The 15809-nt window shown below is 71.7% G+C and carries 17 protein-coding genes; 8 read left to right on the forward strand and 9 right to left on the reverse strand.

Features of this window, described 5'->3' with window-relative positions:
* Nucleotides 1–24: 24 nt before the first annotated feature.
* On the reverse strand, nucleotides 25–657 hold the full coding sequence (locus AB0F03_RS31270) for a winged helix-turn-helix transcriptional regulator (RefSeq protein WP_361998011.1): 633 nt from the start codon (nucleotides 655–657) through the stop codon (nucleotides 25–27).
* Nucleotides 658–738: 81 nt separating this feature from the next.
* On the opposite strand from AB0F03_RS31270, the gene AB0F03_RS31275 reads away from it, so the two are divergent.
* The 4 genes from AB0F03_RS31275 (at nucleotide 739) to AB0F03_RS31290 (ending at nucleotide 3952) form a co-directional block, all read left to right on the forward strand.
* Entirely contained in the window at nucleotides 739–1947 is a 1209-nt protein-coding gene (locus tag AB0F03_RS31275) for a pyridoxal phosphate-dependent aminotransferase (RefSeq protein WP_361998014.1), read from the forward strand.
* Between the two features lie 146 nt (nucleotides 1948–2093).
* Nucleotides 2094–2693, forward strand: a complete 600-nt coding sequence (locus AB0F03_RS31280; protein WP_361998016.1) for a histidine phosphatase family protein — start codon at nucleotides 2094–2096, stop codon at nucleotides 2691–2693.
* Between the two features lie 163 nt (nucleotides 2694–2856).
* Nucleotides 2857–3477, forward strand: a complete 621-nt coding sequence (locus AB0F03_RS31285; protein ID WP_361998019.1) for a hypothetical protein — start codon at nucleotides 2857–2859, stop codon at nucleotides 3475–3477.
* A 52-nt stretch (nucleotides 3478–3529) separates the two neighbouring features.
* Nucleotides 3530–3952 (forward strand): acyl-CoA thioesterase, encoded by a 423-nt coding sequence (locus tag AB0F03_RS31290; RefSeq protein ID WP_361998022.1) that lies wholly within the window; start codon nucleotides 3530–3532, stop codon nucleotides 3950–3952.
* Between the two features lie 79 nt (nucleotides 3953–4031).
* On the opposite strand, the gene AB0F03_RS31295 is transcribed toward AB0F03_RS31290, so the two are convergent.
* From AB0F03_RS31295 to AB0F03_RS31330, 8 genes are all read right to left on the reverse strand, one after another.
* Entirely contained in the window at nucleotides 4032–5447 is a 1416-nt protein-coding gene (locus AB0F03_RS31295) for a nucleobase:cation symporter-2 family protein (protein WP_361998025.1), read from the reverse strand.
* A 214-nt stretch (nucleotides 5448–5661) separates the two neighbouring features.
* Nucleotides 5662–7047 (reverse strand): 8-oxoguanine deaminase, encoded by a 1386-nt coding sequence (locus AB0F03_RS31300; protein ID WP_361998028.1) that lies wholly within the window; start codon nucleotides 7045–7047, stop codon nucleotides 5662–5664.
* 69 nt (nucleotides 7048–7116) lie between these two features.
* On the reverse strand, nucleotides 7117–8529 hold the full coding sequence (locus AB0F03_RS31305) for a nucleobase:cation symporter-2 family protein (RefSeq protein WP_361998030.1): 1413 nt from the start codon (nucleotides 8527–8529) through the stop codon (nucleotides 7117–7119).
* A 64-nt stretch (nucleotides 8530–8593) separates the two neighbouring features.
* Nucleotides 8594–9541: a factor-independent urate hydroxylase gene (pucL, locus tag AB0F03_RS31310; RefSeq protein WP_361998033.1), complete on the reverse strand. Its 948-nt coding sequence runs from the start codon at nucleotides 9539–9541 to the stop codon at nucleotides 8594–8596.
* Between the two features lie 4 nt (nucleotides 9542–9545).
* On the reverse strand, nucleotides 9546–9953 hold the full coding sequence (gene uraH, locus AB0F03_RS31315) for a hydroxyisourate hydrolase (protein ID WP_361998036.1): 408 nt from the start codon (nucleotides 9951–9953) through the stop codon (nucleotides 9546–9548).
* A gap of 4 nt (nucleotides 9954–9957) precedes the next feature.
* Nucleotides 9958–10470, reverse strand: a complete 513-nt coding sequence (uraD, locus tag AB0F03_RS31320; protein ID WP_361998039.1) for a 2-oxo-4-hydroxy-4-carboxy-5-ureidoimidazoline decarboxylase — start codon at nucleotides 10468–10470, stop codon at nucleotides 9958–9960.
* A gap of 151 nt (nucleotides 10471–10621) precedes the next feature.
* Complete coding sequence (locus AB0F03_RS31325; protein WP_361998042.1) at nucleotides 10622–10984, reverse strand: helix-turn-helix domain-containing protein; 363 nt, start codon at nucleotides 10982–10984, stop codon at nucleotides 10622–10624.
* Nucleotides 10981–11244: a thiamine-binding protein gene (locus AB0F03_RS31330; protein WP_356816785.1), complete on the reverse strand. Its 264-nt coding sequence runs from the start codon at nucleotides 11242–11244 to the stop codon at nucleotides 10981–10983. The genes AB0F03_RS31325 and AB0F03_RS31330 overlap by 4 nt, the downstream gene beginning before the upstream one ends.
* A 158-nt stretch (nucleotides 11245–11402) precedes the next feature.
* Here AB0F03_RS31330 and AB0F03_RS31335 point away from each other — a divergent pair, with 158 nt between their 5' ends.
* The 4 genes from AB0F03_RS31335 to AB0F03_RS31350 all read left to right on the forward strand — a co-directional run bounded on the left by AB0F03_RS31335 (nucleotide 11403) and on the right by AB0F03_RS31350 (nucleotide 15488).
* The gene (locus tag AB0F03_RS31335; RefSeq protein ID WP_361998045.1) at nucleotides 11403–12275 is read left to right on the forward strand and encodes a TIM barrel protein; all 873 of its coding nucleotides are present in this window, start codon (nucleotides 11403–11405) and stop codon (nucleotides 12273–12275) included.
* A 16-nt stretch (nucleotides 12276–12291) separates the two neighbouring features.
* Nucleotides 12292–13182 carry a 2-hydroxy-3-oxopropionate reductase gene (locus tag AB0F03_RS31340; protein ID WP_361998048.1) on the forward strand — a complete coding sequence of 297 codons (891 nt, stop codon included), beginning with the start codon at nucleotides 12292–12294 and terminating at the stop codon, nucleotides 13180–13182.
* A 188-nt stretch (nucleotides 13183–13370) separates the two neighbouring features.
* Nucleotides 13371–14834: a catalase gene (locus tag AB0F03_RS31345; RefSeq protein WP_361998050.1), complete on the forward strand. Its 1464-nt coding sequence runs from the start codon at nucleotides 13371–13373 to the stop codon at nucleotides 14832–14834.
* Between the two features lie 420 nt (nucleotides 14835–15254).
* The gene (locus AB0F03_RS31350) at nucleotides 15255–15488 is read left to right on the forward strand and encodes a hypothetical protein (RefSeq protein ID WP_361998052.1); all 234 of its coding nucleotides are present in this window, start codon (nucleotides 15255–15257) and stop codon (nucleotides 15486–15488) included.
* The last annotated feature ends 321 nt before the right edge of the window (nucleotides 15489–15809 follow it).

The following is a 15809-nucleotide window of genomic DNA, read 5'->3' on the forward strand; positions in this document are numbered from 1 at the left end:
TGACCTCCGGGACCGCGGAGTGCGTCACGCGTCCCGGAGTGCCTTGGCGAGGGCGCCGTCGCCGGTCACCGTCACCCGTCCGTCCCGTACGGCGGCCGGCAGGCCCATCTCGCCGCGGGCCAGGGCCTCGCAGGTCGCCGCGTCCATCGTCAGGCGCGCCGCGGGCTCGCCGGGCGCGGGCCCGTCGCCGTACACCGGCCCGGTCCCGGCGCCGACCCGCAGGTGGAACTCGCCCTCCTCCAGGTGTACTTCGACGGTCTCCTCGCCCTCGCCCTCCAGCGCGCGCAGCAACGGCAGCGCGAACCAGTGCGCGCGGACCGCGTCGGTCGGGCGCCGCTCCCCCAGTTCGGCCTCGCCCCAGCTGCCCAGCGCCTGGAGCACCGGCAGCATCCGTCGCCCGCGGTCCGTGATCTCGTACACGTACGCCGCGCCCGGCGGGGGCAGCCGCCGCCTGGTGGTGAGCCCGTCCCGTTCCATGTCCTTCAGCCGGGAGGCGAGGACGTCCGTGCTCACGCCGGGCAGGTCCGCGTGCAGGTCCGTGTAGCGGCGGGGGCCGGCGAGCAGTTCCCGGACGATCAGCAGGGTCCAGCGGTCGCCGACGAGGTCGAGGGCACGGGCCGCGGAGCAGTACTGGTCGTAGCTTCGGCGAGGTGGCATGCGACGCAGTCTAGACATGTTGTTGGACTTTCCAAGCTCTCACTTGGTAAAACCAAGTAACACGAGTTCCCGGAGGGGCGCATGGAGTTCCGGCAGTCGAACAAGCTCAGCGAGGTCTGCTACGAGATCCGCGGCCCGGTGATCGAGCACGCCAACGCGCTGGAGGAGGCGGGGCACAGCGTGCTGCGCCTGAACACCGGCAACCCCGCGGCCTTCGGCTTCGAGGCGCCTGAGGAGATCATCCAGGACATGATCCGGATGCTGCCCCAGGCCCACGGCTACACCGACTCCCGCGGTGTCCTCTCCGCCCGCCGCGCGGTGGCCCAGCGCTACCAGACCCTCGGCCTCGACGTCGGCGTGGACGACGTGTACCTGGGCAACGGCGTCTCGGAGCTGGTCACCATGGCCGTCCAGGCCCTGGTCGAGGACGGCGACGAAGTCCTCATCCCGGCACCGGACTTCCCGCTGTGGACGGCCGTCACCACGCTGGCCGGCGGCAAGGCCGTCCACTACCTGTGCGACGAACAGGCCGACTGGAACCCGGACCTGGCCGACATGGCCGCCAAGATCACGGACCGGACCAAGGCCGTGGTCATCATCAACCCCAACAACCCGACGGGCGCGGTCTATCCGAAGGAGGTCGTCGAGGGCATCCTCGACCTCGCGCGCCGGCACGGCCTGATGGTGTTCGCCGACGAGATCTACGACCAGATCCTGTACGACGACGCCGTCCACCACTCGGCCGCCGCCCTCGCCCCCGACCTGGTGGTGCTCACCTTCTGCGGTCTGTCCAAGACCTACCGCGTGGCGGGCTTCCGCTCCGGCTGGCTGGTGGTCACCGGCCCGAAGCAGCACGCGAAGAACTACCTGGAGGGCCTGACCATGCTGGCCTCCATGCGGCTGTGCCCCAACGCGCCCGCCCAGTACGCCATCCAGGCCGCGCTCGGCGGACGCCAGTCCATCCGCGACCTGACCGTGCCCGGCGGCCGGCTGCACGAACAGCGGACCGTGGCCTGGGAGAAGCTCAACGAGATCCCCGGCGTGTCCTGCGTCAAACCCAAGGGCGCGCTGTACGCGTTCCCGCGCCTGGACCCCAAGGTGCACCGCATCCATGACGACGAGAAGTTCGTCCTGGACCTGTTGCTGCGCGAGAAGATCCAGGTCGTCCAGGGCACCGGCTTCAACTGGCCCTCCCCCGACCACTTCCGCATCCTCACCCTGCCGTACGCCGACGACCTGGAGGCGGCGATCGGCCGGATCGGACGGTTCCTCAGCGGGTACCGGCAGTAGCCGTCCGGCCCGTTTCGCGCGTGCGTGCGGAAAACACGCGCGTTGACGGCCGCGGCGCCCGCGCCGTACACCCGCCGGAGCCGGAGGGCGGCCGTCTGGCGCAGTCCGGCCTGCGGGCGGTGGCGGCCCTGTGGCACCGTGCCGTCATGGCTGACCTCCTCCTCGTCCGGCACGGTGAGACCGAGTGGTCGCGGTCCGGCCGGCACACCGGCTCGACCGACGTGCCCCTCACGGGCCACGGGCGGGACGAGGCACGCCGGCTGGTACCGCTGATCCGCTCGCACAAGGTCGCGGCGGCCTTCGTCAGTCCCCTGTGCCGGGCCCGGGAGACCGCCCGGCTCATCGGCATGCCGGACGCCCTGGTCGACGGCGACCTGCGCGAATGGGACTACGGCGGCTACGAGGGCGTGACCACCGCGGAGATCCAGCAGCAGCGGCCCGGCTGGTTCCTCTTCGCGGACGGCGTCGCGCCCGGCCCGCCGGACCACCCGGGCGAGACCCCGGAGCAGGTCGGGGCGCGCGCCGACCGGATCCTGGCCAGGGCCGACGCCGCCGTCGCCGGGACCGAGGGGGCCGTCGTCCTGATCGCCCACGGCCACTTCCTCCGCGTTCTCACCGCCCGCCGGCTGGGCCTCGCGCCCCGGCAGGGCGCGCTGTTCCAGCTGGCGACGGGGGCGCTGTGCCGGCTCGGCACGGAACACGGACGGCCGGTGGTGGCGGGGTGGAACATCCGGCCCCCGGAGTAAAGCGGGCGGACCGCACGTACGGGCCGCGGGAGACCGCGCGCGGGCACACTCCCGCGCCGGGCGCCCTCCGCCCGGGCCGTTGTCAGACCCGGCCCGTACTCTGCGAGCAGGCCGGTCCACCCTGACGGCCCCCGTGCCCCGCCGGCCCCGGAAGGAGCGTCCCGTGACCCGACCGCCCACCGCCGCGCAGCGCCGCGTGATCGAGGCCGCCGATCCGGTCACCGGCCGGCTGCGTGGTACGGAGTCCCAGCTCGCGGCGCTGGTGAGGCAGGGGCTGGCCTTCCGGCATCCCCGGCCGCCGCACGACCACTTCCTGACCCCGGCCGGCCACCGGATACGGGAGGCGGTGCCCGAGGTACCGGCCGAACCCGTGGCGCACACCGGGGTGTTCGCGGCCCGGGTCGGCGGCGAGGAGGAGCCACCCGGGTCCGGGCCGGCCCGGCTGCGTGAGGTGCACAGCGCCTGGCAGGGGCTGCTGGAGCTGCGCCGGATGACCAGTGCGGACGGCGCGGTGGACCGGCCGTGCGGCTGGGAGCGGGCGCATCTGGTGCGGGCGGCGGCGCTCGCCCTGGAGGCGGCCGGGCACCGTCCGGCGGGCGGGGACGAGGACGGATACCGGGTGCGGGCGACCCCGCAGCCGGAGGCGGTCGCGGTGTACGCACCGGACCCGTCGACCCTGACGGCCTGCGCGGCCACGCTGGAGCGGGCCGGGTGGCAGGCCGGCGAGTACAGCGAGCCGCGGACGGGCGTGCGCTATCTGCTGGCCTCGCCCCGCCGGGTCTGAACGGCGTGCCAGGATCGGTGTGTCCGGAGTGCGAACGCGAGAGGGGCGAGCAGTGTCCGAACCGTTTTCCGTGCGGGTGACCGTCCGCGGCTACGAGACCGATACCCAGGGCCACGTCAACCAGGCGGTGTACGTCAACTACGCGGAGCACGCCCGCTGGTCCCTGCTGACCGCGGCCGGGATCACCCAGGCCCGGCTGCTCGGTCACGGTGTCGGCCCGGTGGCGCTGGAGACGACCATCCGCTACCGGCGTGAGCTGCTCGCCGGTGACGAGATAGACATCACCTGCGTGTTCGAGTGGGACGGCGGCAAGACGTTCCGGATCCTCCAGGAGATCCGCAGGACGGACGGCACGGTGGCCGCCGAGATCACCGCGGTCGCCGGTCTGCTCGACCTGGCGGAGAGAAGGCTGGTCGCCGATCCGGGCGGGGTGTTCAAGCACCTCGCGGCCGAACCGGCCCTGTTCGGGTGGTGACCGTCGAAGGGTGACGGCCGGGCCGGGGGACACGGGTCGCCCCGTCTCCCCCGGCCCGGCACACGGGTGGCCGCCCGGTTCAGTGGGCGGCGGCTATCTCCTCCCCCGCTTCCATCGGGTGGGTGACGTCCTGGGCCTCGTGCCCCTTGCCGAGGTGGTTGAAGAGGAGGTTGAGGACGACGGCGGTGACGCAGCCGGTGGAGATGCCCGAGTCCAGGACGATCCTCGCCGTCTCGGGGAACGCGTGGTAGAACGCCGGGGCGGTGATCGGGATGATGCCGACCGCGAGGGACACGGCGACGATCAGGACGTTGTTGTCCCGGTCCAGGCCGGCCCGGACCAGGGTCTGGATCCCGCTCGCGGCGACCGAGCCGAACAGGACGACGCCGGCGCCGCCGAGGACCGGCCGGGGTACGACCGCGATGAGCGAGGCGGCCATGGGACACAGGCCCATGAGGACCAGGAAGCCGCCGCCGGTGGCGACGACGTACCGGCTGCGGATGCGCGTCATCGCGACCAGGCCGATGTTCTGGGCGAACGCGCTGCACATGAAGCCGTTGAAGAACGGGCTGAGGGCGGAGCCGAGAGTGTCGGCGCGCAGGCCGGCCGCGATCGTCTTCTCGTCGGCGGGGCGTTCGACGATCTCGCCGAGGGCCAGCATGTCGGCCGTCGACTCGGTCATCGAGACCACCATCACCACGCACAGCGAGAGGATGGCGGCGAGCTGGAACTGCGGGGCGCCGAAGTGGAACGGGGTCGGGAAGCCGACCACGTCGGCGTGGGCGACGGGGCCGAAGTCGGTGACGCCGAAGGGGATGGCGATGAGCGTGCCGGTGACCAGGCCGAGCAGGACGGCGATCTGCTTGACGAAGCCGCGGGTGAAGCGGCGCAGCAGCAGGACGATGGCCAGGGTGATGCCGGCGAGGGTGAGGTAGGTCGTCGAACCGTAGTCGTGCGCCTTGGGGTCGGGCCCCTGGGCCCAGCCGAACGCGACCGGCAGCAGGGACACGCCGATCAGGGTGATCACGGATCCGGTGACGACGGGCGGGAAGAAGCGGACGGCCTTGCAGAAGACGGGGGCGGCGAGGAAGCCGAGGAGGCCGGCGACGATGACCGCGCCGAAGATGACCGGCAGGGCGTCGGTCTTGTCCTTGGTGGAGGCGACGACCGCGGTCATGGGGGCGACACCGGCGAAGGTGACGCCGTTGACGAAGGGCAGCCGGGCGCCGATCTTTCCGATGCCCAGCGTCTGGAGGATGGTGGCGAGGCCCGCGGTGAACAGGCAGGCGCCGGTGAGGAAGGTCAGGTCGGTGGCGGAGAGGCCGATGGCCGCGCCGACGATCAGGGGTGGGGCGACGACTCCGGCGTACATGGCGGCCACGTGCTGTAGGCCGCTGGTCGCCATTTTGAGGGCGGGGAGTTTCTCGTCAACAGGATGGGCGGCCACGGCTGCTCCTCCGGGCGGGTAACACGTCGTCACAGACGCGGGTTTCATGGAGGTGGTGCGAGTGGTCGTGCGGGACCGTGACGGGGGTGGGGCGTGAGCGGTGCGGTGGTGACCGCTCCGGGGCGCGCGCGTCCGCACGTGCCCCGGAGACGGCCGGCCGTGGATCCCGCTCGGATCCACGGCTCCGGCCGGAGGCCGTCCCCTCCGGCCGGAGTTGTGTGGCGGGCCGGCCGTACGACGGCCGGTCCGGGTGCCGCGGTGGTCAGTCCCGCGCGGCGATGCGGGCGAGGCGCCGGGCCTCGTCGCGGGTGGAGGTGGCGATGGCGTCCTCGTCGGCGGTGAGCAGGCGGCCGTTCTCGACGATCTGCCGGCCGTTGACGAAGGAGGCGGTGACCGGGGCGGCGGCGCCGAGGACCAGCGCGGTCACCGGGTCGGCGATGGAGGCGTGGGCGAGCGTGTCCATCTTCCACAGCACGAGGTCGGCCAGCTTGCCGGCCTCCAGCGAGCCGATCTGCGCGGCCCGGCCGAGGACCTGGGCACCGCCGTGAGTGCCGAGCCGCAGGGCCTGACGGGCGTTCAGCGCGGCCTCGCGGTGGGCGCCGAGGCGGTTGATCAGCAGGGCGTTGCGCAGTTCGGTGTGGAGTTCGCCGGACTCGTTGGAGGCGGTGCCGTCGACGCCGAGGCCGACCGGGACGCCCGCCCTGAGCATGTCGGGGACGCGGGCGATGCCGGCGGCGAGGCGGGCGTTGGAGGAGGGGCAGTGGGCGACGCCGGTTCTCGTGCGGGCGAAGGCGGCGATGTCGGAGTCGCTCATGTGGACGCAGTGCGCCATCCACACGTCCTCGCCGAGCCAGCCGGTGGACTCGAAGTAGTCGGTCGGGCCCATGCCGAACAGCTCGTGGCAGAACTTCTCCTCCTCCACGGTCTCGGAGCCGTGGGTGTGCAGCCGTACGCCGAGCCGGCGGGCCAGTTCGGCGCCCTCGCGCATGAGTTCGGTGGAGACGGAGAACGGGGAGCAGGGGGCGACGGCCACCTGGGTCATGGCGTCGAAGGAGGCGTCGTGGTGCGTGCGGACGGTCTCCTCGGTGGCGGCGAGGGCGCCCTCCAGGGTCTCGACGGCGAAGTCCGGCGGCAGGCCGCCGTCCTTCTCGCTGCGGTCCATGGAGCCGCGGGCCAGCGTGAAGCGGACGCCCAGCTCGGCGGCGGCCCGGATGATCGAGCCGGACAGGTCGCCGGAGCCGTGCGGGTGGACGTAGTGGTGGTCCATGGCGGTGGTGACACCGCCGCGGGCCATCATGGCGAGGGACCCTTGGGCGGCGGTGTACGTCATCTGCTCGTCGATGCGCGCCCAGGTGGGGTAGAGCGCGACCAGCCAGTCGAACAGGTTGTGGTCGGTGGCGAGGCCCCGGGTGATCCACTGGTAGAAGTGGTGGTGGGTGTTGACCAGGCCGGGGGTGGCCAGGTGGCCGGTGCCGTCGATGCGGCGCACCACGTTGTCCAAGGCTTCGGGGGCCCGGCCCGCGCCGACCGACTCGATCCGGTTGCCGGCGAGGACGAGGTGCCCGGAGGCGTACTCGGTGTCGCCCGCGTCCACGGTCGCGATGGCACAGTTCTCGATGACGGTGCGCTGGGCTGCCGGTGCTGCCATGGTGCTTCCTTGTCTTTCGGTGGCGGCCCGTGGCCGGGGAGGGGTCCACGGGGAGGGCACGGCAGGACCCTAGGAGGATTTGAGTACCGGGGCCGGCCCGCGGCTCCGGGTGCCGAGATGGTGGAAGAACAGGTTGAGCAGGACCGCGACGAGGGCGCCGGCGCTGATGCCGGAGCCGAGCACGGTCTGTGCCCAGGGCGGGAAGCCGGCGTAGAAGGTGGGTGCGGCCAGCGGGATGATGCCGGCGCCGAGTGCCACGGCCACGAGGATGATGTTGGAGCTGTCGTCCAGGCCCGCCTCGGACAGCGTACGGATGCCGCTGACGGCGATGGAGCCGAAGAGCACGATGCCCGCGCCGCCGAGGACCGGCATGGGCACCAGGGAGACGACGGCGCCGAGGACCGGGAAGGCGCCGAGCACGAGCAGGGTGCCGCCGGCGACGGCGACGACGTAGCGGCTGCGTACCCGGGTGAGGGAGACGACGCCGACGTTCTGGGCGAAGGCGGAGGTGGGGAAGCCGCCGAAGACGGGGCCGAGCAGGGTGGCGAGGCCGTCGGTGCGCAGGCCGCGGGTGATGGTCCTGGCGTCGGCGCGGCGGTCGCAGATCTCGCCGAGGGCGAGCATGCCGGCGGAGCTCTCGGTCATCAGCACCAGCATCACGATGCACAGGGAGAGGATGGCCGCGGGCTGGAACTCGGGGGTGCCGAAGGCGAACGGGGTGGGGAGGGCGGCGACGGGCGCGGAGCGAAGGCCGGTGAAGTCGGCCATGCCGAAGGGGATCGCGGCGAGGGTGCCGGCGAGCAGCCCGAACAGCAGGGCGACCTGTCGGACGAAGCCCCTGCCGAAGCGCTGGATCAGCAGGATGACGGCGAGGGTGAATCCGGCGAGCGCGAGGTGGCGCATGGCGCCGAAGTCGGCCGCGGTCGCGTCACCGCCCTGCGCCCAGCTCACCGGGACGGGCATCAGGGTGACGCCGATCAGGGTGATGACGACGCCGGTGACCAGGGGCGGGAAGAAGCGCAGCAGCCGGCCGAAGAACGGGCCGAGGGCCAGGCAGAAGGCGCCGGCGACCATCACCGCGCCGTAGATGGCGGGGAGTTGGTGTCCATGGCCGTTGGTCTCGGCGATGGCGAGGATGGGGGCGATGCCGGCGGAGGATGCGGCGTTGACGAAGGGCAGCCGGTTGCCGACGAGACCCTTGACGCCGATGGTCTGGAGGATCGTCGCGACGCCGGCGATGAGCAGGCCGGCGGCGATGAGCCGGGTGCGGGCCGCGATGTCGAGTCCGCAGGCCTGGCCGATGATGAGCGGAGGAGTGACGACGCCCGCGTACATCGCGGCGATGTGCTGCAGTGCGGCGGGGACGAGCCGCGTCGGACGGAGCTTCTCGTCCACCGGGTGCACGGACGTGACGGCGTCCTCGGTGTGCACCGGCGGGGTGGAACACGGGGCTGTGGCGGGCCCCTTCGCAGGCTGTGCCATTTCGTTCCCTCCGGTGTGGCGCGCCTCCGGCCCTGCTGGCGGGGCCGGGGGCGCGCGTCCCGCGTCAGAGGTTGGTCATGTCGACCGGGATCTTCGCCTCGCAGCCGTCCCGGAGGATGGTCGCCTCGATCAGGCCGTAGGGCCGGTCGGCGGCGAAGTAGACCTCGTTGTCGTTCTTCAGCCCGAACGGCTCCAGATCGACGAGGAAGTGGTGCTTGTTCGGCAGGGAGAAGCGCACTTCGTCGATCTCGCTGCGGTTGTTGATGATGCGCGAGCCCATCTGGTACAGCGTCTGCTGCAACGAGAGGGAGTAGGTCTCGGCGAAGGCCTGGAGCATGTGCTTCCTGACCTGCTCGTAGGACTTCTCCCAGTGGGGCGCCTTCTGCTCGTCGTCGGTCCAGTTGAACCGCCAGCGGCTGGAGACCTGGGTGGCCAGGATGCGGTCGTACGCCTCCTGGAGGGTGGTGTACTTGTCCTTGACGTAGCCCCAGAACTCGGAGTTGGTCGAGTTCATCACGACGAGGTCCTTGAGGCCGGAGATGACCTCCCACCGCTCACCGTCGTAGGTGATCTGGGTGACGCGGGTCTCCTGGTTCTTGCGGACGAAGGAGTGCTTGACCTCGTCGGCGCCGATGAACTTCGAGTTGGCGTCGGAGGTCTCGATCCGCTCCCAGGCGTACTCCTCGATCCGGATCCGCGCGGTCTTGATCGGCTCCTGCGAGGTGACGAAGTGGCGGGCGAGGTGGATGCCGAACTGCTCGGCGGACTCGATGCCGTACTCCTTGGCGAACGCGAACACCGTGTTCTTGGTGGTGTCGGTCGGCAGGACGTTGGCGTTGGAGCCGGAGTAGTGGACCTCCTCCATGTCGCCGCTCAGCGCCACGGACACGTTCAGGTCCTTGATGTGATGGGTGGCGCCGTCCCGCGTGATCTTGACGACCCGGTTCTCGGCCTTGCCGTACTGGTTCTGTCCCAGGATGACAGGGCGGGCAGGGCGGGAATTGTCGGTCATGTAGCTAGCTCCCTCGGTAAACGGAGTAGCCGAACGGGTTGAGCAGCAGCGGTACGTGGTAGTGCTCGCCCGGTACGACGGCGAACGTGATCGCCACCTCCGGGAAGAACACGCCGGGTCCGCTGTCCCGGTTCGCGGGGGCGTCCTGCTGCGCATCGGCTTGCTTCTTCGCAGATTGCTCTTCGAAGTACGGCTCCACGGCGAAGTCGAGCCGTACGTGGGTCGTCCCTTCCGGCAGGGCCGGCAGGTCCTTGCACCGGCCGTCGGCGTCGGTCGCGGAGCCGCCGAGCGTCTGCCAGTCGGCTGCCGCGCCGCCGCGGGCGGCGAGCCGGACGGCGACGCCCTCGGCGGGGCGGCCGGCGGAGGTGTCCAGAATGTGGGTGGACACGGAGGCGGTGCTGCTGGTGCTCATGGTGTCAGGCGTCCTCTTCGACGAGTCGGACCAGTCGGATGCGGTTGATCTTCCTCAGCTCGGTGCGGACGATCTCCCGTTCCTGCTCCGGCGCGTTGCCGATGCGCTCCTTGACCGCGTCGCGCATCTGCTCGGCGGTCCGGCCGGTGGCGCAGACGAGGAAGACGTGGCCGAACTTCTCCTGGTAGGCCAGGTTGAGTTCGAGCATCTCCGCCTTGAGTCCGGCGGAGGCGCCGGCCATGCCGCGCTGTTCGCGGGCGGAGGTCGGGTCGCCGGGCCGGGGGCGTCCGATCGGCGGGTGCCCGGCCATCGCCTCTTCCAGGTCCGCGGTGGTCAGCTCGGCCATGGCGGCGTCGCTGGCGGTGCAGAGGTCCTCGACGGTGGCGTAGGGACGGGCGGCGGTCAGGCGCCGGGCCCACTCGGTGGAGGCGCACGCCTCGTGGAGGGCGGCGAGGGCCGCCGGCTCCTCCAGGGCGTTGAACCGGGCCAGACCCGGGGGCGTGGAAGTCGACGTCACGGGAGCCTCCGTGGCCACGATGGGCCGTCGTGCTGAACGGGCTGCCGATAGCTAACGCCCTCGGAAACATCACGTCAACACTTTGTTGAAAATTCCGCGTAACAAGGGAGGACCGGGCTCGGACGGCGCGTCGACCCCGCTCCCGGGCCCGTCAGGCGCCCTTCTCCCGGTTGAGGTAGTTGTAGACGGTGAAGCGGCTGACGCCGAGCGCGCCCGCCACCGTCTCCACGCCGTGCCGCACGGCGAACGCGCCGCGCGCCTCCAGGATCCGTACGACCTCCTGCTTGGCCTTGCGGTCCAGGTCGGCCAGCGGCCGGCCCTGTCTGCGCTCCATGGCGGCGAGGATGTGGTCGAGGGAGTCGGCGAGCTGGGGCAGGCGTACGGCGACGACGTCGGCGCCCTGCCAGGCGAGGACGACGTCCTCGGGGCCGGCCTCGTCGGGGGGGAGCATCTCCCCGCCCATGGCGTCGACCAGCGGTTTCACGGCCGCGATGAAGGGCTCGCCCCCGGTCACCTCCCCTCCTCCCCGATCCCGTCGTCGATCACGTTGACCTGGAGCGAGACCCGGGTCGCGCCTGCCTGGAGGGACTTGCGCAGCAGCGCGTCCACCGCGGTGAGCACCCGGTCGGCTCCGCCCTCGGCGGTGTTGCCGAACGGGCCGACGTCGACGGCGTCCAGCCCGGCCGTCTCGATGACCTCGCGCGCCACCAGGGCGTGCGCGGGCGCTTCGTCCAGGTCGAAGGGCTCGGTCGTGAACTCCACTCTCAATCGCACGGGCTCAACCTAACGCGCGGGGCGGTTCCTGGGCAGTCCTGCCGGACCCCGCACCCGGCCCCCCTTGACAAGCGGCGACACCCGACGGCAATCTTCCATTAAGCAGAAATGAACTTCCGTAATACGGAATAGCGACCACGGAAGGGAGCGCGGCCCGAATGCCAGGTTCTGAGTGGAGCACGACCACAGACCAGCGCTTCAACGTCAACCTGTCGATCCTCTTCACCGAACTCCCGCTCCTGGAGCGCCCCGCGGCAGCCGCCGCGGCGGGCTTCTCCGCGGTCGAGCTGTGGTGGCCCTGGATCGACTCCCCCACCCCCGTCCGGTCCGACCTCGACGCCCTGAAGCAGGCGATCGAGGACGCGGGCGTCCGGCTCACGGGGCTGAACTTCTACGCCGGACAGCTGCCCGGCCCGGACCGCGGCGCCCTGTCGGTGCCCGGCGAGGAGTCGGAGAGGTTCCGCGCCAACATCGACGTGGCGGCGGACTTCGCGGCCTCCCTGGGCTGCAAGGCGCTCAACGCGCTCTACGGCAACCGCGTCGAGGGCGTCGACCCGGCCGAGCAGGACGCACTCGCCCTGGAGAACCTGGTCCTCGCGGCCCGGGCCGCCCACCGCGTCGGCGCGATCCTGCTGATCGAGGCCCTCAACAGGCCCGAGTCGCCGCTCTACCCCCTGGTGTCGGCGCCGGCCGCGGTCGGTGTCGTCGACAGGGTCAACGCGGCGACGGGCCTCGGCAACGCCAAGTTCCTGATGGACCTGTACCACCTGTCCATGAACGGCGAGGACCTGCCGGCGGTGATCGACCGGTACGCGGCGAAGACCGGGCACGTGCAGATAGCCGACAACCCCGGCCGCGGCGCCCCCGGCACGGGTTCGCTCCCGCTGGCGGAGCTGCTGGACCGGCTGGGCAAGGCCGGTTACGACGGCTGGGTCGGCCTGGAGTACAAGCCCGGCGACCGCCCGAGCGCCGAGGCCTTCGAGTGGCTCCCGCGCGCGGCACGCCGAACCCCCGCCCTTGCAGAGCAGTGAGAGAGGCACCCCGAAGATGAGCAACCTCCCCAAGATCGCGTGGATCGGCCTCGGCATCATGGGCTCCCCCATGGCCGAGAACCTGATCAAGGCGGGTTACCAGGTCACCGGCTACACCCTGGAGCAGGACAAGCTGGACCGCCTGGCCGCCGCCGGCGGCACGGCCGCCCCCTCGATCGCCGGGGCCGTGCGCGAGGCCGACGTGGTGATCACGATGGTGCCCGCGTCCCCGCAGGTCGAGGCCATCGCCTACGGCCCGGACGGCATCCTGGAGAACGCCCGCCGGGGCGCCCTGCTGATCGACATGTCGTCCATCACCCCGCAGACCTCCGTCGACCTGGCGAAGGCCGCCGAGGACAAGGGCATCCGGGTACTGGACGCCCCCGTGTCCGGCGGCGAGGCCGGCGCCGTGGAGGCCGTGCTGTCCATCATGGTCGGCGGCCGGCAGGCCGACTTCGACGAGGCCAGGCCGGTCTTCGAGGCGCTCGGCAAGACCATCGTGCTGTGCGGCCCGCACGGCTGCGGCCAGACCGTGAAGGCCGCCAACCAGCTCATCGTCGCCGTGAACATCCAGGCGTGCGCCGAGGCCGTGGTCTTCCTGGAGAAGTCGGGCGTGGATCTGAAGGCCGCGCTGGACGTCCTCAACGGCGGCCTGGCGGGCTCCACCGTGCTGACGCGCAAGAAGGACAACTTCCTCGCGCGTGACTTCAAGCCCGGCTTCCGTATCGACCTGCACCACAAGGACATGGGCATCGTCACCGACGCCGCCCGTACCGTCGGCGCGGCCCTGCCGGTCGGCGCCGTGGTCGCCCAGCTGGTCGCGTCGCTGCGCGCCCAGGGCGACGGCGGCCTGGACCACTCGGCCCTGCTGCGCGCCGTGGAGCGCCTGTCCGGCGCCCAGGTCTGACGGGCCGCACAAGACTTCCGGGCCGCGGTGCCGCTGACACCTGTCCTGTCGCGCCCAGGCGGCGCCGCGACCCGGAATCAACTTCAACAAACTGTTGACGCTCAGATGTCCCACTTCTAGGCTCCACCAAGCGGAAGAAGGTTTCCGCTGCCACCCGCACGGAAGTGCCACCGCACGGAAGGTCCCCGATGTCCAAGCGCGTGCTGACGACAGAGTCCGGCGCCCCGGTCGCCGACAACCAGAACTCCGCCTCCGCCGGCGTAGGCGGCCCGCTCCTGATCCAGGACCAGCACCTGCTGGAAAAGCTCGCGCGCTTCAACCGCGAGCGCATCCCGGAGCGTGTGGTGCACGCCCGTGGCTCAGGCGCCTACGGCCACTTCGAGGTGACGGACGACGTCACCGGCTTCACCCACGCCGACTTCCTCGACCGGATCGGCAAGCGCACCGAGGTGTTCGTGCGCTTCTCCACGGTCGCCGACTCCCTCGGCGGTGCGGACGCCGTCCGTGACCCGCGCGGTTTCGCCGTGAAGTTCTACACCGAGGAGGGCAATTACGACCTCGTCGGCAACAACACCCCGGTGTTCTTCATCAAGGACCCGATCAAGTTTCCGGACTTCATCCACTCGCAGAAGCGGGACCCGTTCACCGGCCGGCAGGAACCCGACAACGTCTGGGACTTCTGGGCCCACTCCCCCGAGGCCACGCACCAGGTGACCTGGCTGATGGGCGACCGCGGCATCCCGGCGTCGTACCGCCACATGGACGGCTTCGGCTCGCACACCTACCAGTGGACGAACTCCGCGGGCGAGGCCTTCTTCGTCAAGTACCACTTCAAGACGAACCAGGGCATCCGCTGCCTGTCCGCCGAGCAGGCCCGGGAGACCGCGGGCCAGGACCCCAACTCCCACCAGACGGACCTGCTCCAGGCCATCGAGCGGGGCGTGCACCCGTCCTGGACCCTGCACGTGCAGCTCATGCCGGCGGCCGATGCGGCCGACTACCGCTTCAACCCGTTCGACCTGACCAAGGTCTGGCCGCACCGGGACTACCCGCTCCGGCGCGTGGGCCGCCTGGTCCTCGACCGCAACCCGGACAACGTCTTCGCCGAGGTCGAGCAGGCCGCGTTCTCCCCGAACAACTTCGTGCCCGGCATCGGCCCCTCCCCGGACAAGATGCTCCAGGGCCGTCTGTTCGCCTACGCCGACGCCCACCGCTACCGCCTCGGCGTCAACCACACCCTGCTCCCCGTGAACGCCCCGAAGGCGGTCCCGGGCGGCGCCCTGAACCACGGCCGTGACGGCCTCATGGCGCTCAACCCCCAGGGCCGGCACGCCAAGAACTACGAGCCGAACTCCTACGACGGCCCGGTGGAGACGGGCCGCCCGCTGTCGGCCCCCCTCGCGGTCCACGGCCACTCGGGCACCCACGAGGCGCCCCTGCACACCAAGGACGACGACTTCTTCCAGGCGGGCGAGCTGTACCGCCTGATGTCGCAGGACGAGAAGTCCCGCCTGATCGCGAACATCGCCGGCGGCCTCTCGCAGGTCTCCCGCGACGACGTGATCGAGAAGAACCTGGCCCACTTCCACGCCGCCGACCCCGAGTACGGCAAGCGCGTGGAGGAGGCGGTCCGCGCCCTGCGCGAGGACTGATCCCGGGAATCCCCAAAGCAGCGTACGCAGTCCGACTGGAGGTCATGGTTGCGTACGCGGCCCGCGCAGGACGCCGGACGGTCCCGATGAGGGGTGGCCGCCGGCACAGAGCGCGGGCAGGGCGAGGACCGCGGTGGCGTGCGAGCCAGTGCGGTGGTGAAGGACCCGGTCCCCCTTCTCGACCAGAGGGAAGGGCGCCCGGCTCCATCGCTCCCACCGCGGTCCCACCCGGCCCCGTGCCATGGGGCCCGCCCACCCCGTCCGGCGGCGCGAACGTCCTGTCGCGCCCAGCCTCGCGCCGTCGGACGGTCATCACACGCTGCCCGCAGCGCCCCCTGGCCCAGGGGGCGCTTTCGCGTGTTCCCGGCGGCCCGGCCGGCCCGGGGTGCGCGGGCGCCGCTTCCGCAGCACGCTGAAGCCATGGGCAATCCGACGCAGCATCCGCACATCGTGGTCCACCCGCCCGCCCTGGACGGCTCCCGGCGCGTCACCGAGGGGGACGTCATCCTCGGGATCGCGTCCCATCTGGACGACGTCGTGGAGATCCTGCGGCTCACCGACCTGGACCGCGTCGAGGTGGAGGAGAGCGATCTCATCGAGTGGCAGGGCGGGGGGCCGGACGACTGGCCCGGGCTGTCGGAGCAGGAGCTGTAGGACCACGAGCCGGAGCGGCGCCGCGTGCGGCAGCGGCCGTACGCGGCCCGGAGAACCTCAAATCAACCTCTGAACACTGCCGCGGGGGCTTCAACTGCGCCTGCCGTCGGGCACATTATCGGCACGCGGGGCCCGCCGACACGGGGGCGGCGGACCCCGCACGGGGGCGTCACGCGGGCCGTACGGGCCGTACGCCGCCGGCCCCCGGTGGGGCGGGACGCGGGCGACGGGGGGCCGCTTCCCGCCCCACCGGGGCGGCGGGGTCGGCCGGGCCGGGCGGGCGGGCACGGCAAAGGGGCGGCCGTCCTGGTGGACGGGCCG

The sequence above is a fragment of the Streptomyces sp. NPDC028722 genome, from assembly GCF_040637655.1.
Classification (GTDB): Bacteria; Actinomycetota; Actinomycetes; order Streptomycetales; family Streptomycetaceae; genus Streptomyces.